The organism is Streptomyces sp. TLI_146, from assembly GCF_002846415.1.
Taxonomy (GTDB): domain Bacteria; phylum Actinomycetota; class Actinomycetes; order Streptomycetales; family Streptomycetaceae; genus Streptomyces.
In genome coordinates this window covers 2,993,614-3,008,366 of record NZ_PJMX01000001.1, presented here as the reverse complement: position 1 = coordinate 3,008,366, position 14,753 = coordinate 2,993,614, and the positions used below count along the sequence as shown (strand labels likewise).

General features: G+C 73.1%; 17 protein-coding genes. 12 read left to right on the top strand and 5 right to left on the bottom strand.

Annotated features, from left to right (window positions below):
- Positions 1 to 16: 16 nt before the first annotated feature.
- Entirely contained in the window at positions 17 to 826 is an 810-nt protein-coding gene (locus tag BX283_RS13725) for an ABC transporter permease (protein WP_257584292.1), read from the top strand.
- A 34-nt stretch (positions 827 to 860) separates the two neighbouring features.
- A complete protein-coding gene (locus BX283_RS13720) occupies positions 861 to 1,484 on the top strand; it encodes a DUF2567 domain-containing protein (RefSeq protein WP_101387900.1) in 624 nt (207 codons plus the stop codon).
- Positions 1,485 to 1,841: 357 nt separating this feature from the next.
- Here the strand turns inward: BX283_RS13720 and ybaK are convergent, their stop codons facing one another.
- The 4 genes from ybaK to BX283_RS13700 all read right to left on the bottom strand — a co-directional run bounded on the left by ybaK (position 1,842) and on the right by BX283_RS13700 (position 5,983).
- Complete coding sequence (gene ybaK, locus BX283_RS13715; protein ID WP_101387899.1) at positions 1,842 to 2,333, bottom strand: Cys-tRNA(Pro) deacylase; 492 nt, start codon at positions 2,331 to 2,333, stop codon at positions 1,842 to 1,844.
- An 18-nt stretch (positions 2,334 to 2,351) separates the two neighbouring features.
- Positions 2,352 to 3,116 carry an LON peptidase substrate-binding domain-containing protein gene (locus BX283_RS13710; RefSeq protein ID WP_101387898.1) on the bottom strand — a complete coding sequence of 255 codons (765 nt, stop codon included), beginning with the start codon at positions 3,114 to 3,116 and terminating at the stop codon, positions 2,352 to 2,354.
- Positions 3,117 to 3,121: 5 nt separating this feature from the next.
- Complete coding sequence (locus BX283_RS13705; protein WP_257582753.1) at positions 3,122 to 4,285, bottom strand: hypothetical protein; 1,164 nt, start codon at positions 4,283 to 4,285, stop codon at positions 3,122 to 3,124.
- 96 nt (positions 4,286 to 4,381) lie between these two features.
- The gene (locus BX283_RS13700) at positions 4,382 to 5,983 is read right to left on the bottom strand and encodes an oxidoreductase (RefSeq protein ID WP_101387897.1); all 1,602 of its coding nucleotides are present in this window, start codon (positions 5,981 to 5,983) and stop codon (positions 4,382 to 4,384) included.
- Between the two features lie 175 nt (positions 5,984 to 6,158).
- On the opposite strand from BX283_RS13700, the gene hisD reads away from it, so the two are divergent.
- The 8 genes from hisD to hisF are packed head-to-tail and all read left to right on the top strand — an operon-like array spanning position 6,159 to position 11,923.
- Positions 6,159 to 7,499 carry a histidinol dehydrogenase gene (gene hisD / locus BX283_RS13695; RefSeq protein ID WP_101387896.1) on the top strand — a complete coding sequence of 447 codons (1,341 nt, stop codon included), beginning with the start codon at positions 6,159 to 6,161 and terminating at the stop codon, positions 7,497 to 7,499.
- Positions 7,496 to 8,617, top strand: coding sequence for a histidinol-phosphate transaminase (locus BX283_RS13690; protein ID WP_257582750.1), 1,122 nt, complete (start codon positions 7,496 to 7,498; stop codon positions 8,615 to 8,617). The genes hisD and BX283_RS13690 overlap by 4 nt, the downstream gene beginning before the upstream one ends.
- Positions 8,614 to 9,207: an imidazoleglycerol-phosphate dehydratase HisB gene (gene hisB, locus BX283_RS13685; protein WP_067158063.1), complete on the top strand. Its 594-nt coding sequence runs from the start codon at positions 8,614 to 8,616 to the stop codon at positions 9,205 to 9,207. The genes BX283_RS13690 and hisB overlap by 4 nt, the downstream gene beginning before the upstream one ends.
- The gene (locus BX283_RS40600) at positions 9,204 to 9,368 is read left to right on the top strand and encodes a hypothetical protein (RefSeq protein WP_180357146.1); all 165 of its coding nucleotides are present in this window, start codon (positions 9,204 to 9,206) and stop codon (positions 9,366 to 9,368) included. The genes hisB and BX283_RS40600 overlap by 4 nt, the downstream gene beginning before the upstream one ends.
- Positions 9,365 to 10,015 (top strand): imidazole glycerol phosphate synthase subunit HisH, encoded by a 651-nt coding sequence (hisH, locus tag BX283_RS13680; RefSeq protein WP_101387894.1) that lies wholly within the window; start codon positions 9,365 to 9,367, stop codon positions 10,013 to 10,015. Before BX283_RS40600 ends, hisH begins: the two co-directional genes overlap by 4 nt.
- Positions 10,015 to 10,749 (top strand): bifunctional 1-(5-phosphoribosyl)-5-((5-phosphoribosylamino)methylideneamino)imidazole-4-carboxamide isomerase/phosphoribosylanthranilate isomerase PriA, encoded by a 735-nt coding sequence (gene priA, locus BX283_RS13675; protein WP_101387893.1) that lies wholly within the window; start codon positions 10,015 to 10,017, stop codon positions 10,747 to 10,749. Before hisH ends, priA begins: the two co-directional genes overlap by 1 nt.
- Positions 10,746 to 11,171: a RidA family protein gene (locus tag BX283_RS13670; RefSeq protein ID WP_101387892.1), complete on the top strand. Its 426-nt coding sequence runs from the start codon at positions 10,746 to 10,748 to the stop codon at positions 11,169 to 11,171. Before priA ends, BX283_RS13670 begins: the two co-directional genes overlap by 4 nt.
- Entirely contained in the window at positions 11,168 to 11,923 is a 756-nt protein-coding gene (hisF, locus tag BX283_RS13665; protein ID WP_101387891.1) for an imidazole glycerol phosphate synthase subunit HisF, read from the top strand. The genes BX283_RS13670 and hisF overlap by 4 nt, the downstream gene beginning before the upstream one ends.
- 237 nt (positions 11,924 to 12,160) lie before the next feature.
- Here the strand turns inward: hisF and BX283_RS13660 are convergent, their stop codons facing one another.
- Entirely contained in the window at positions 12,161 to 12,793 is a 633-nt protein-coding gene (locus tag BX283_RS13660; protein ID WP_101387890.1) for a TIGR03085 family metal-binding protein, read from the bottom strand.
- A gap of 82 nt (positions 12,794 to 12,875) precedes the next feature.
- Between BX283_RS13660 and hisI the strand changes: the two genes are divergently transcribed.
- Both hisI and BX283_RS13650 read left to right on the top strand, forming a co-directional pair.
- Positions 12,876 to 13,232, top strand: coding sequence for a phosphoribosyl-AMP cyclohydrolase (hisI, locus tag BX283_RS13655; RefSeq protein WP_101387889.1), 357 nt, complete (start codon positions 12,876 to 12,878; stop codon positions 13,230 to 13,232).
- 9 nt (positions 13,233 to 13,241) lie between these two features.
- Entirely contained in the window at positions 13,242 to 14,726 is a 1,485-nt protein-coding gene (locus BX283_RS13650) for an anthranilate synthase component I (RefSeq protein WP_101387888.1), read from the top strand.
- Positions 14,727 to 14,753 lie beyond the last annotated feature (27 nt).

Here is a 14,753-nt window from a genome sequence, read left to right as displayed (position 1 = left end):
TCCCCTGGAGGTTTCCGTGGAGGCTCCCCCGGAGGCGCTCGCCGCCCCGGCGGAACGGGCCGGGGCCGCCGCGCCGCTCGCGCCCCGGGCGCGGCTGCTGCCCGCCCTCTCGGCCGTCTACCGGGCCCAGCTCTCCCGGGCCAAGGTGGCCCGCATCCCGCTGCTCTTCGTGGCGACCTTCCAGTCGATCGGGATCATGGTCCTGATGCGGGGGGTCGTGGACGGCGGCAGCGAGGCGCGGGCCGTGGTCGCCGGGTCGAGCGTGCTGGTGGTCGCCTTCGTCGCGCTCAACCTGCTCGCGCAGTACTTCGGGCAGCTGCGGGCGGGCGGCGGGCTCGACCACTACGCGACGCTGCCGGTGCCGCCCGCGTCCGTGGTGCTCGGCGCGGCCGCCGCGTACGCCTCCTTCACCGTGCCGGGGACGCTGGTGACGGCGATCACCGGCTGCGTCCTGTTCGGACTTCCGCTGGCGCACCTGTGGGTGCTGGCCGCGGTCATCCCGCTGGCGGGCGCCGCGCTCGCCGGGCTCGGCGCGGCCCTCGGCCTCCTTGCCCCGCGCCAGGAACTGGCCACCCTGCTCGGCCAGTTGGGCATGTCGGCGGCGCTGCTGCTCGGCGTCCTGCCGGCCGACCGGCTGCCCGGACCGATCGCGTACGCACGTGATCTGCTGCCTTCCACCTACGGGGTGGAGGCCTTCGCGCACAGCTTCGGCGGGCACCCCGACTGGGCCGTCATCGGGCTCGACCTCGCGGTCTGCGCGGCCGTCGGGGTCGTCTCGCTGCTCGTGGCGACCTGGGCGTACCGCCGGGCGGCGGTCTCCCGGTGAGGCGCCGCACAGGAGCGCCTGGCACGATGGCGGGGTGACCGCACCTCTGACGCCGCCTCACCAGCAGCCCCCGGACGACGACGCCTGGCAGAACTCCGCACACCCCGGTTCCGGGCCGGGTGTCCCCGTACGGGAGGAGGGCCCCGCGATGAAGGCGGAGCTCCGGGACGCCGTGATCACGGCGGTCGCGGTGGCGGTCACGGGTGTGCTGCTCGGGCTGCTGTGGGTGTGGCTGGCGCCGCGGGTGCCGCTCGTCTCCGACGACAAGGCCGTGTTCCTCAAGGACACGGAGGGCGAGGAGGCGATCGGGGCGGACGGAACGTTCATCCTGCTCGCGCTGGGCTTCGGCGTCGTGTGCGCGGCCATAGTCTTCCTGCTCCGCAGGCGCGGCGGCATCCCGCTGGTGGTGGGCCTCGCCGTGGGCGCGCTCCTCGGGTCCTGGCTGGCCTGGCGGGTCGGGGTGTGGCTGGGGCCGACGGAGGACGTCGTGGCGGCGGCGCGGGCCGCGGGCAAGGGGGTCGTCTTCGACGCCCCCCTCAAGCTGAACGCGAAGGGCGCCCTGCTGGCGTGGCCGCTCGCGGCGATGGCGTCGCACCTGGCCCTGACGGCCCTGTTCGCTCCGCGGGACCCGGAGCCGTGGCCGCCCACGGAGCTTTGAGCCCCTCCCGGGGGCTCCGCCCCGGACCCCGGGGTGTTCGTTCGTCTGCGGGCCGTCCCCAACTGGTCGCGCAGTTCCCCGCGCCCCTAAATACCTAGGGGCGCGGGGAACTGCGCGACCAGCCCAGCACGGTCCGCAGGTGGAGCATCCGGCCGCCCGCCAGAGGCCACGCGGCGGAGCCGCAAATGTCACAGCCGGGAACGGGTGGGGTGGGGAAAAGCTACGCCGGGCGCCGCCCGTGGTTCGCCCGGCCCTTCCTGATCCGCCACTTCCGCTTGCGGGTGCGTTTCGACATGGTGGCAACCTGCTCGCCCCCGAGCGATGTGTCCAGGGGGGTTACCGGACACAACGAAAGAGCTATCCGCGCGCCACCGGTGCCAGCACCGCGTCGGTGAGCGCCGCCAGATCCCCCGGCGCCAGCTCGACCTCCAGGCCCCGGCGCCCCGCCGAGACGCAGATCGTGGCATGGGCCGAGGCCGACGCGTCCAGCACCGTGCGCAGTCGGCGCCGCTGGCCCAGCGGCGAGATGCCGCCCCGGACGTAGCCCGTCGTCCGCTCGGCCGCCGCCGGATCCGCCATCGCCGCCCGCTTGCCCCCGACCGCCGCCGCCAGCGCCTTGAGGTCCAGGGAGCCCGCCACCGGGACCACCGCCACGGTCAGCTCGCCGTCGACGTCCGCCACCAGCGTCTTGAAGACGCGGTCGGGGGAGACGCCGAGGGCCGCCGCGGCCTCCTCGCCGTACGACGCGGACGAGGGGTCGTGCTCGTACGCGTGCACCGTGAACTGTGTGCCCGCCGCCGTCAGCGCCACCGTCGCCGGAGTGCCCCCGGCCGCCTTCTTCTTCGCCAACTCGCCTGCGTCCTTACGTCAGTTGGGGCTCGTGGGGGAACGGGTCAGGTCCACCGCCGGGAGCGAGGGGAGGTGGCGGATCACCGCCGTCTCCGCGCGCAGCAGCTTCAGCTCCTCGCGCAGGCGCGTCGCCGTGTCCGGCGCCTGGAGCAGGCGCTGCTTCGCGGGGACGTCGAGCACCGCGGCCGCCGCCACCAGGTACGACACCACCGACGGCTCGTCGGGCAGCTCGGCCGAGCCGGTCACGGACCGCTCGCGCGCGCCCGCCAGCCGCTTCTGGTACGCCCGGAACGCCCGCAGCACGCCCTCCGCCAGCGCCCCCGCCTCCTCGCCCGGCTCCTCGGGCAGCTCCTCAAGCTCGGCCGTGAGGTAGGGGCCGCTCGCGTCCACCGAGAGGAGCTTCACCCGGGTGGTGCCGGTGGCCAGGACCTCGAAGCTGCCGTCCGACCGCTCCCGGATCGTCGCCGCGTCCGCGATACAGCCCACCTGGTGGAACGCCTGGATCGGGTCGGGGCCGAACCCGGCCGCCGGGCCCTTCTCCGGGATCGCCGTCTGGTCGGGCAGCCCGGGACCGGTCGGCGCGACCTCCCGGCCGTCGCGGATCGCGACCACGGCGAACCGGCGCGGCTCGTCGTCGTCGGAGGCGGAGCCGGAGTCCGGGCCGGACTTCAGCAGATCGCGCATCATGGCGCGATAGCGCTCCTCGAACACGTTCAGCGGCAGGACGAGGCCGGGGAACAGGACCGAGTTGAGCGGAAAGAGGGGGAGGCGAGCGGTGGTCACAACGCTCAAGCGTAATGGTCGCCGGACCGGCTGCGTCCGGGCTTCCCGAGGGCGCCCGCGCCCGGCGGCCCGGCGGCGCGGCCCGGCGCCTTCGCCGGGGGCTGCCCCGGGGCGTCGACAGGCTCGGCCACAGCGCCCGCCGGGCCGCGTGCGCGCCCCGGCGGCGTCCGGGCCGCCACCTGCCTGCGCACCCCGTCGCGCAGCTCGGTGAACCGCCCCAGCGGGTCGTCGTCGAGCCGCGCCCACGGGAAGGCCGTGGCGTAGGGGCCGATGCGGCGGAACTGCTCCAGGGCCTCCTCCCACCGCTCCCGTACGACCAGGACGTACGCCAGCAGATTGCGGACCTCGGCGGGCCACGGGTCGCCCGGCTCGTACGCGGCGGACAGCGCGATGGCGAGGTCGGCCGCCGCGTCGATCCGGTCGCGGAACAGCTCTTGCGGGCGCTGCCCGCCGGTCGGCGCCCCGCCCGTGTCGGCGGCCAGGCAGGCGAACGCGGCCCGTACCGGCAGCGCCTGGACGAGCGAGCCGGGCAGCGCGTCCGCCGCGGCCTCCTCGGCGAAGCCGAAGCACTCCCGGTGCGAGCCGTACCACTGCGCCGAGAGGTATTGCAGCGCCGCCACATGGCAGCCGTAGTGGTGCGAGGAGCGGCCGATCGCCTCCGCCCACAGCGACTCGAAGACGGTGTGCGGCGCATGGGTGCCGCGCGCGTGGTCGAGCGCGATGCGCCACGGCACCGGGTCCGCCGGCTCGGCCGAGGCCGCCGCGTCGATCAGCGGCGCGATCTCCCGCAGCAGCTCGGCGCGGGCGGGCGAGCCCCACGCCCGTACGATCGCCAGCTCCGCCTTGACGAGCAGCGCGTCCGGGTCGCGGGGCGCGGCGGCCAGCCAGTCGGCGAGCCAGTCCGGGCGGCTGACCGCGAAGGCCGCGAGCCGCATGGTGTAGCGGTCGCGGTTCTCCCACTCGGCCGACTCGCGGGTGACGGCGAGCAGCTCGGCCGCCCCCGCGTACTCGCCCCGGGCGGCGGCCACGAGCGCGGGGCCGAGCCGCCCGTCGGGTGCGTCGAGGAGCAGATCCTCGTCGGCCGGGAGGTCGGCGGCGAGGTGCGGGGTGTGCCTGACCGCGCGGACGGCACGGAGCAGGGCGCGTACGAATGACATGGTGTGAACCATTGAAAACCGCAGGTGGGAGCTCCGCCAGAGGTGTGCGGTGAAGAGTGTGTGGCGGCCGTGACGGTTGTACGTGCACAGGTCAAGGACCGGCAAATTTCAGCCACGCCGCAGCAGCCGCGAGGCGCCCGCCGCCACGGTCGTGGCCAGAATCCAGCCGAGCACGATGAGCACCGCCGAGACCCACTGCCAGCCGCCGTGCAGCTTCCAGTAGCCGTCCTGCCCCAGATTGATCACCGGCACGAGCAGATCGAGGGCGTACAGCGAGGCGTTCCAGTCCGGGTGCTCGTCCTCCTTGATCGGCTGCGGGTCGTAGTGCGAGAACGCCAGCGCGCCCATCGCCCACAGCACCGCCATCCACAGCGCCGCCCGCCCCGGCCGGTAGCCGTACGCCACCGTCAGGTCCTGGAGCACGCCCCACGCCTTCCCCGCGAGCGGCAGGGTCTCGCGGCGCCGGCGCTGCTTGGCGAGCAGCACCTCGCGCGCGTCCGCGTCCTCGCCGCTGCCCCGCAGCACGGTGGCCAGGCGCTCGTACGGCTCCGGTGCGTACTCCGGAGTCGCCGCCGTCACCCACTCAAGGCGTCTGGCCAGCGGGAAGAGGCCGCGCGGGATCAGGTTGTCGTAGCTGAAGCCGCCCATCGCGAGCCCGCCGGGCCCCGGCCAGCTCGTCGACATGTCGACCAGGTTCACCACCCGCGCGCCCGACAGCACCACCCGGCCCCGCTCCGGCCGCTCCCCGAGGAAGCGCAGCTCCGGCGTCTGCACCCGGCGCAGCGACACCTCCTGGAAGTCCCGCATCACGAAGCGCGCGCTCTGGAAGTCGACGGCGTCCCCGAACCGGCCGTCGTCCAGGCGCAGCCCGCCCTCGCAGACGAACGGCTGTACCCGGGTGCCCCGGGCCGGAGTGCCGGAGTAGTTCGTCCCGTACGGCGGGGTGGTGGTCTCGGTGGCGCCGGGCGAGACGGCCGCCGCCGTCATGTAGAGCGTCCGCTCCACGGTCAGCTGCGGGGCGTTCAGCGCCCGCCGCCCCTCCGGGTTCACCAGACGGCTGCCGCGCAGGCTGAACGTCACCCCGACCTTGGCCGCCCGCAGGCTCACCTCCCCGTACGACTCGATCAGCTCGGCCTGGAGGTCCTGGGCGACCGAGAGGCCGTCGGCCGCGATCGAGCGGCCCTTGCGGTCGGGGTGGATCACGGCCTGGTTGAGCAGCAGATCGGTGCCGATGTGGGCGTCGGTGAGCCGGATGCCGCGGGCGATCCGGCAGCGCGGCAGATGCAGATCGCCCTCGGTCTGGAGCCGGGCCGCCTCGATCCGCGGGATCGCGCAGTTCACCATCCGCACGGTGGTGAACCGGCACTCGGGCAGCAGCACCTCGTTCTCGAACCGGCAGTTGTTCAGCTCCACGTACGGCGTGACCGTGCCGCCCGACAGATTGAGCGTCCCGACGATCTGCACGCCGTTCAGCTTCAGGGCCGCGACCCGGCCGGGCAGCGCGGGCGGCCCGTGGAGCAGCAGCAGGGCCACCGCCCGGGCCTTCACCTGGCGCTCGGGCCCCCAGACGCGCCCGGAGAACGGGTCGTCCCGCACCCGGCTGCGGGTGCGCAGGTCGTAAGGGCTGCCGTTGCGGAAGTCCTCCCACATCTGCAACTCCACCGGACTGAACCAGTCCGGGGCCACATCGGCATCCTGCGCCTCGGTCACTGCCGTCCCCCTCGTCGTGCTGCTCGCCCCGCGCGGTCACGTGCGGATGTACGTACATGCGTGTGTAACGGAGTGAACGCTAGTGGTCACGGCAGGGGCGCGGGGCGGGCGGGATACGTATCAGCCAGTGATACGGGCGATCGGTGGCGCGATGCGGTCTGAGAGAATTGGTTCCGTGATCTCTCGAATCGATCTGCGCGGCAACGCCCTCCCCGAGGGTGGCGCCCTGCGCGACCTGCTGCCCCGTGCCGAGTTCGACGTGGAAGCCGCCCTGGAGAAGGTGCGGCCCATCTGCGAGGACGTGCATCATCGCGGCACGGCGGCGCTGATCGAGTACGCGGAGAAGTTCGACGGAGTGACCCTGGAGCGGATCCGGGTGCCCGCCGAGGCGCTCGACGAGGCCCTGGAGAAGCTCGACCCGCAGGTCAAGGCCGCCCTGGAGGAGTCCATCCGGCGCGCCAGGACCGTCCACCGCGCCCAGCGCCGCAGCGAGCACACCACCCAGGTGGTGCCCGGCGGCACGGTCACCGAGAAGTGGGTGCCGGTCGAGCGCGTGGGTCTGTACGCGCCGGGCGGCCGGTCGGTGTACCCGTCGTCCGTGGTCATGAACGTGGTCCCGGCCCAGGAGGCGGGCGTCGAGTCCATCGCGCTGGCCTCCCCGCCGCAGAAGCCCCGCTTTGAAGGAGACACAGCCGGCGGACTGCCGCACCCGACGATCCTCGCCGCGTGCGCGCTGCTCGGCGTCGACGAGGTGTACGCGGCGGGCGGCGCCCAGGCCGTGGCGATGTTCGCGTACGGCACCGAGGAGTGTGCGCCCGCGAACATGGTGACCGGCCCCGGCAACATCTGGGTCGCCGCCGCCAAGCGCTACTTCACCGGCCGCATCGGCATCGACACCGAGGCCGGGCCGACCGAGATCGCCGTGCTCGCGGACGAGACCGCCGACCCGGCGCACGTCGCCGCCGACCTGATCAGCCAGGCCGAGCACGACCCGATGGCGGCCGCGGTCCTGGTCACCGACTGCGCGGCGCTCGCCGACGCGGTCGAGCGCGAGCTGGAGCCGCAGGTCGCCGCCACCAAGCACGTCGAGGACCGGATCAAGCCCGCGCTGGCCGGCAGGCAGTCCGCGATCGTCCTGGTCGACGGCCTGGAGCAGGGACTCAAGGTGGTCGACGCGTACGGCGCCGAGCACCTGGAGATCCAGACCGCCGACGCCGCCGCCGTGGCCGGCCGGGTCCGCAACGCGGGCGCGATCTTCGTCGGCCCGTGGTCCCCGGTCTCACTCGGCGACTACTGCGCGGGCTCCAACCACGTGCTGCCCACCGGCGGCTGCGCCTGCCACTCCTCGGGCCTGTCGGTGCAGTCCTTCCTCAAGGGCATCCACATCGTCGACTACAGCCGGGACGCCCTCGCCGAGGTCGCCCACCACGTCGTCACGCTCGCCGAGGCCGAGGACCTGCCCGCGCACGGGGCCGCGCTCAAGGCGAGGTTCGGATGGAAGGTGCCGGGCCAGTGACCGAGAGCAACGCCTTCACCCTGGACGACCTGCCCGTACGCGACGAACTGCGCGGCAAGTCCCCCTACGGCGCGCCCCAGCTGGACGTGCCCGTCCAGCTCAACACCAACGAGAACCCGTACCCGCTGCCCGAGCCGCTGGTCGCGCGGATCGCCGAGCGGGTCGCCGAGGCCGCGCGCGGCCTCAACCGCTACCCGGACCGGGACGCGGTGGAGCTGCGCACCGAACTCGCCCGCTACCTCACCCGCACCGGCGGCCACCGGGTCGGCGTGGAGAACGTCTGGGCGGCCAACGGCTCCAACGAGGTCATCCAGCAGCTGCTGCAGACCTTCGGCGGCCCCGGCCGCACCGCGATCGGCTTCGAGCCCTCGTACTCGATGCACGGCCTCATCGCGCGCGGCACCGGCACCGGCTGGATCTCCGGGCCGCGCAACGAGGACTTCACCATCGACGTGGCGGCCGCCGAGAAGGCGATCGCCGAGAACCGGCCGGACGTCGTCTTCATCACCTCGCCCAACAACCCCACCGGCACGGCGGTCGAAGCCGAAACGGTTCTGGCGCTGTACGAGGCCGCCCAGGCCGCCAAGCCGTCCCTGGTGGTCGTCGACGAGGCGTATGTCGAGTTCAGCCACCGCGACTCGCTGCTTCCGCTCATCGAGGGCCGCCCCCACCTGGTCGTCTCGCGGACCATGTCCAAGGCGTTCGGCGCCGCCGGGCTGCGCCTGGGCTACCTCGCCGCGCACCCGGCGGTGGTCGACGCGGTCCAGCTCGTCCGGCTGCCGTACCACCTCTCCGCCGTCACCCAGGCGACCGCGCTCGCGGCCCTGGAGCACACCGACACGCTGCTCGGCTATGTCGAGCAGCTCAAGCGGGAGCGGGACCGGCTGGTCACCGAGCTGCGCACGGCCGGGTACGAGGTGACCGACTCGGACGCCAACTTCGTCCAGTTCGGCCGCTTCGAGGATTCGCACACCGCCTGGCAGCGGATCCTCGACCAGGGCGTCCTGGTCCGTGACAACGGGGTGCCCGGGTGGCTGCGCGTCACCGCCGGCACCCCCACCGAGAACGACGCGTTCCTGGACGCGGTCCGTCAACTCAAGAAGGAGCAGAGCGCATGAGCCGCGTCGGCCGTGTCGAACGCACCACCAAGGAGACGTCCGTCCTCGTCGAGATCGACCTCGACGGGACCGGAAAGGTCGACGTGTCGACGGGAGTCGGCTTCTACGACCACATGCTCGACCAGCTCGGCCGCCACGGCCTCTTCGACCTCACGGTCAAGACCGACGGCGACCTGCACATCGACTCGCACCACACCATCGAGGACACCGCCCTCGCGCTCGGCGCCGCCTTCAAGCAGGCGCTCGGCGACAAGGTCGGCATCTACCGCTTCGGCAACTGCACGGTCCCCCTCGACGAGTCCCTCGCCCAGGTGACCGTGGACCTCTCCGGCCGCCCGTACCTGGTGCACACCGAGCCCGAGAACATGGCGCCGATGATCGGCGAGTACGACACCACGATGACCCGGCACATCCTGGAGTCCTTCGTGGCGCAGGCGCAGATCGCCCTGCACGTCCACGTCCCGTACGGGCGCAACGCGCACCACATCGTGGAGTGCCAGTTCAAGGCGCTGGCCCGGGCGCTGCGCTACGCATCCGAGCACGACCCGCGTGCCGCGGGCATCCTTCCTTCGACCAAGGGCGCGCTGTGAACGGCCTCAACACCATCCTGATCGTCCTCGGCCTCTTCCTGGCGGGCGGCGTCTACTCCTTCATCAAGCAGGAGATGTCCAAGAGCCTGATCACGCTGCTGGCGATCAGCTCGGCGCTCTGCCTGGCCGCGGGCGTCCTGCGGCTGGAGGTGTGGAATTGAGCACGGGCACTCCCGTCAAGAAGGTCGTCGTCTTCGACTACGGCTTCGGCAACGTGCGCTCCGCCGAGCGCGCCCTCGCCCACGTCGGCGCGGACGTCGAGATCACCCGTGACTACGACACCGCCATGAACGCGGACGGGCTGCTCGTCCCCGGCGTCGGCGCGTTCTCCGCCTGTATGCAGGGGCTGCGCGCGGCGCGCGGCGACTGGATCGTGGGGCGGCGCCTGTCGGGCGGCCGCCCGGTGATGGGCATCTGCGTCGGTATGCAGATCCTCTTCGAGCGGGGCATCGAGCACGGTGTGGAGACCGAGGGCCTGGACGAGTGGCCCGGCACGGTCGGGCCGCTGAAGGCGCCGGTCGTCCCGCACATGGGCTGGAACACGGTCAAGGCCCCGGAGGACAGCGAGCTGTTCGCGGGCCTGGACGCCGACGCCCGGTTCTACTTCGTGCACTCGTACGCGGTGCACGACTGGAGCCTGGAGGTCACCAACCCCAGGATCCGCGCGCCCCGGGTCACCTGGGCCACCCACGGCGAGCCGTTCGTGGCCGCGGTGGAGAACGGCGCGCTGTGGGCGACCCAGTTCCACCCCGAGAAGTCCGGCGACGCCGGCGCCCAGCTGCTGACCAACTGGATCGGAACCCTGTGATGGCACCGTCCCCCAAGCTCGAACTGCTGCCCGCCGTCGACGTCCGCGACGGCCAGGCCGTCCGCCTCGTCCACGGCGAGTCCGGTTCGGAGACCTCCTACGGCTCCCCGCTCCAGGCGGCGCTCGCCTGGCAGGCCTCCGGCGCCGAGTGGCTGCACCTGGTGGACCTGGACGCCGCCTTCGGCACCGGCGACAACCGCGCGCTGATCGCCGAGGTCGCGGGCGCGATGGACATCAAGGTGGAGCTGTCCGGCGGCATCCGCGACGACGCCTCCCTGGAGGCCGCGCTCGCCACCGGCTGCCGCCGCGTCAACCTGGGCACCGCGGCCCTGGAGACCCCCGAGTGGGTCGCCAAGGTCATCGCGCGGTACGGGGACCGGATCGCGGTCGGTCTGGACGTACGGGGCACGACCCTGCGCGGCCGCGGCTGGACCCGCGACGGCGGCGACCTCTACGAGACGCTGGCACGCCTGGACTCCGAGGGCTGCGCGCGGTACGTGGTCACCGACATCGCCAAGGACGGCACGCTCACCGGCCCCAACCTGGAGCTGCTGCGCAACGTCTGCGCCGCCACCGACAAGCCCGTGGTGGCCTCGGGCGGCGTCTCCTCGCTCGACGACCTGCGGGCGATCGCGGAGCTCGTGGGGCAGGGTGTGGAGGGCGCCATCGTGGGCAAGGCCCTGTACGCGAAGGCGTTCACCCTCGAAGAAGCCCTGGAGGCTGTGTCCCGATGAGCGACGTACGGCGTGTGCAGAGTGACGTTCCCACCCCCTGGGAGGACACGATCGGCTTCGCGCGCGCCGTCGCCGCGGGCGACCATGTGCATGTCGCCGGCACCACGCCGTTCAAGGGCACGGTGCTCTACGGCGAGGGCGACCCGTACGAGCAGGCCATGGTGGCCTTCTCGAACGCCCTCGCCGCGCTCGCGGAGTTCGGGCTCGGGGTCGAGTCCGTGGTCCGCACCCGTATGTATCTGACCCACGCGCGGGACATCGACGAGGCGGGCCGGGCCCACAAGGAGCTCTTCGGGGCCGTCCGTCCGGCGGCCACGCTGGTCATCGTGACCGGTCTGGTCGACCCGCGCGTGCTGGTCGAAGTAGAAGTGGACGCGTACCGGGGCGCCGCAGCCGGCGCCCCCGAAGGAGCCCCCGCATGACCCTCGCGGTCCGAGTCATCCCCTGCCTGGACGTCGACGACGGCCGGGTGGTGAAGGGTGTCAACTTCCAGAACCTGCGCGACGCGGGTGACCCGGTCGAGATGGCGAAGCTGTACGACGCCGAGGGCGCGGACGAGCTCACCTTCCTGGACATCACGGCGTCCTCGGGCAACCGGGAGACGACGTACGACGTGGTGCGGCGCACCGCCGAGCAGGTCTTCATCCCGCTGACGGTGGGCGGCGGCGTCCGCTCGGCGGACGACGTGGACAAGCTGCTGCGGGCCGGGGCGGACAAGGTGGGCGTCAACACGGCGGCGATCGAGCGCCCCGACCTCATCCGCGAGATCGCGGAGCGCTTCGGCCGCCAGGTCCTGGTCCTGTCGGTCGACGCGCGCCGTACCCCGTCCGGCTCCTTCGAGGTCACCACCCACGGCGGGCGCCGGGGGACCGGCATCGACGCGGTGGAGTGGGCGCACCGGGCGGCGGAGCTGGGGGCGGGGGAGATCCTGCTCAACTCGATGGACGCGGACGGGACGAAGGACGGGTACGACGTCCCGATGATCTCGGCGGTCCGCCGCCATGTGTCGGTCCCGGTGATCGCCTCGGGCGGCGCGGGCCGCCTCGCCGACTTCGCTCCGGCGGTGGCGGCGGGGGCGGACGCGGTCCTTGCGGCGTCGGTGTTCCACTTCGGGGATCTGCGGATCGGTGACGTGAAGGGGGCACTGCGGGAGGCGGGGCATCCGGTGCGGTGAGGTGTTTCCCGGGGGCTGCGCCCCTGCACCCCGCTTGGTTCGTCTGCGGGCCGTCCCCAACTGGTCGCGCAGTTCCCCGCGCCCCTTAAATGCGCCCCTTCGGGGCGCCCAGGGGATTGCCGCGCAGCGGCATTCTCAGGGGCGCGGGGAACTGCGCGACCAGCTATCTACGGCCCGCAGACGACCGGCAACCGCCGGAGGCTTTCAGGAAGGGGCGGGGTGGGGCAACCCCACCGCTCACACGCCCAGCTTCGCCTCCAGCGCCCGCGTCGCCGCCGCCTTGTCCCCCTCGACCTGGACATCCGCCGCGCTCTGGCGGCCCGACGCGAACAGGGCCAGTTCGCCCGGTTCGCCGGTGACCGTCACCACCGGCGTTCCCCGGCGCGCCACCGCCGTCTGCCCGTCGGGGCGGCGCAGGACCAGGCCCACCGGCGAGCGGCGCCCCATCACCCGCGCCATCCTCTCCAGCCGCGACCACAGGACGTCCGCGAACACCGGGTCCACCGGCCGCGGCGTCCAGTCGGGCTGAGCCCGGCGGACGTCCTCGCCGTGGACGTAGAACTCGATCGCGTTCGCCCCCTCGTCCACCTGCTTGAGGCTGTACGGCGAGAACCTCGGCGGCCCCGTACGGAACAGCTGCACCAGCTCCTCGTACGGCTTCGCGGCGAACTCCGCCTGCACCCGGTCCAGCCGGGACTTGAGCGCGCCCAGGATTATCCCGCCGGCCGCGTCGAGGCGGCGCTCGCGGACCACCAGATGCGCCGCGAGGTCGCGCGCGGTCCAGCCCTCGCAGAGAGTGGGGGCCTGCGGACCCGCCGCCTCCAACAGGTCGGCGAGCAGCAGCCGTTCACGCTTGGCATGGGTCGACATGGGGGCCAGCGTACGACCCGTACCCCCGTCCGCCCAGTGGACGCACCGCCGGAGCGCCCCCGGGCCACGGCACAATGGGGCCATGACCAGCACTCTCGACCCCGCCGTCGCCGCCCGCCTGAAGCGGACCGCCGATGGACTGGTCCCGGCCATCGCCCAGCAGTACGACACCGGCGAGGTGCTCATGCTCGGCTGGATGGACGACGAGGCCCTGCACCGCACCCTGACCACCGGCCGCTGCACCTACTGGTCGCGCAGCCGGAACGAGTACTGGGTGAAGGGGGACACTTCCGGGCATTTCCAGCACGTGAAGTCCGTCGCGCTGGACTGTGACGGGGACACCCTCCTCGTCAAGGTCGACCAGGTCGGGGCGGCCTGCCACACCGGGGATCGGACATGCTTCGACGCCGACGTCCTGCTGCCCGCCGCCGGTCAGTAGGGTCGCGCCATGGATCTCGAAACCTTCCGCAAGCTCGCGGTGGACCGCCGCGTCATCCCGGTCAGCCGCCGCCTCCTCGCGGACGGCGACACTCCCGTCGGGCTCTACCGGAAGCTCGCCGCCGAGCGGCCCGGCACCTTCCTCCTGGAGTCCGCCGAGAACGGCCGGTCCTGGTCGCGCTACTCGTTCGTGGGCGTGCGCTCCGCCGCCACGCTCACCGCCCGCGACGGCGAGGCCCACTGGCTCGGCACCCCGCCCGTCGGCGTCCCCACCTCGGGCGACCCGCTGGAGGCGCTGCGGGCCACCGTCGAGGCGCTGCACACCCCGCGCGACCTGGCGGCCGGGATGCCGCCGTTCACCGGCGGGATGGTCGGCTACCTCGGATACGACATCGTGCGCAGGCTGGAGAAGATCGGCGAGCACGGGCGCGACGACCTGCGGCTGCCCGAGCTGACCATGCTGCTCACCTCCGACCTCGCCGTGCTCGACCACTGGGCCGGGTCGGTGCTCCTGATCGCCAACGCGATCAACCACAACGACCTGGACACCGGCGTCGACGAGGCGTACGCGGACGCCGTGGCCCGGCTCGACGCCATGGAGGCGGACCTGGCGAAGCCGGTCGAGTACGCGCCCGCCGCCCTCCCGCCGTCCGAGCTGCCCGAGTACACCGCGCTGTGGGGCGGCAAGGCGTACCAGGACGCCGTCGAGGACATCAAGGAGCGCATCCGCGCGGGCGAGGCCTTCCAGGTGGTGCCCTCGCAGCGGTTCGAGACGCCGTGCGGCGCGAGCGCGCTCGACGTCTACCGGGTGCTGCGGGCCACCAACCCGTCCCCGTACATGTACCTCTTCCGCTTCGACGGCTTCGACGTCGTGGGGTCGAGCCCCGAGGCGCTGGTCAAGGTCGAGGACGGCCGGGCCATGGTCCACCCGATCGCCGGGACCCGGCACCGGGGCGCCACCCCGCAGGAGGACAACGACCTGGCCGAGGAGCTGCTCGCCGACCCCAAGGAGCGGGCCGAGCACCTGATGCTGGTGGACCTGGGCCGCAACGACCTGGGCCGGGTCTGCGAGCCGGGCAGCGTCGAGGTCGTCGACTTCATGTCGGTGGAGCGGTACTCGCACGTCATGCACATCGTGTCGACCGTGACCGGCCGGGTCGCCCCGGGCCGTACCGCCTTCGACGTGCTCACCGCGTGCTTCCCCGCCGGGACCCTCTCCGGCGCGCCCAAGCCGCGCGCGATGCAGATCATCGAGGAGCTGGAGCCGAGCCGCCGCGGGCTCTACGGCGGCTGCGTCGGCTACCTCGACTTCGCCGGGGACTCCGACACCGCCATCGCCATCCGCACCGCGCTGCTGCGCGACGGCACGGCGTACGTCCAGGCCGGAGCGGGTGTGGTGGCCGACTCCGACCCGGTGTCGGAGGACAACGAGTGCCGCAACAAGGCGGCGGCGGTGCTGCGCGCCGTGCACACGGCGAACCGACTCAACGGCTAGTGCTTCGGCTGCGGACCGTCTGTGGTT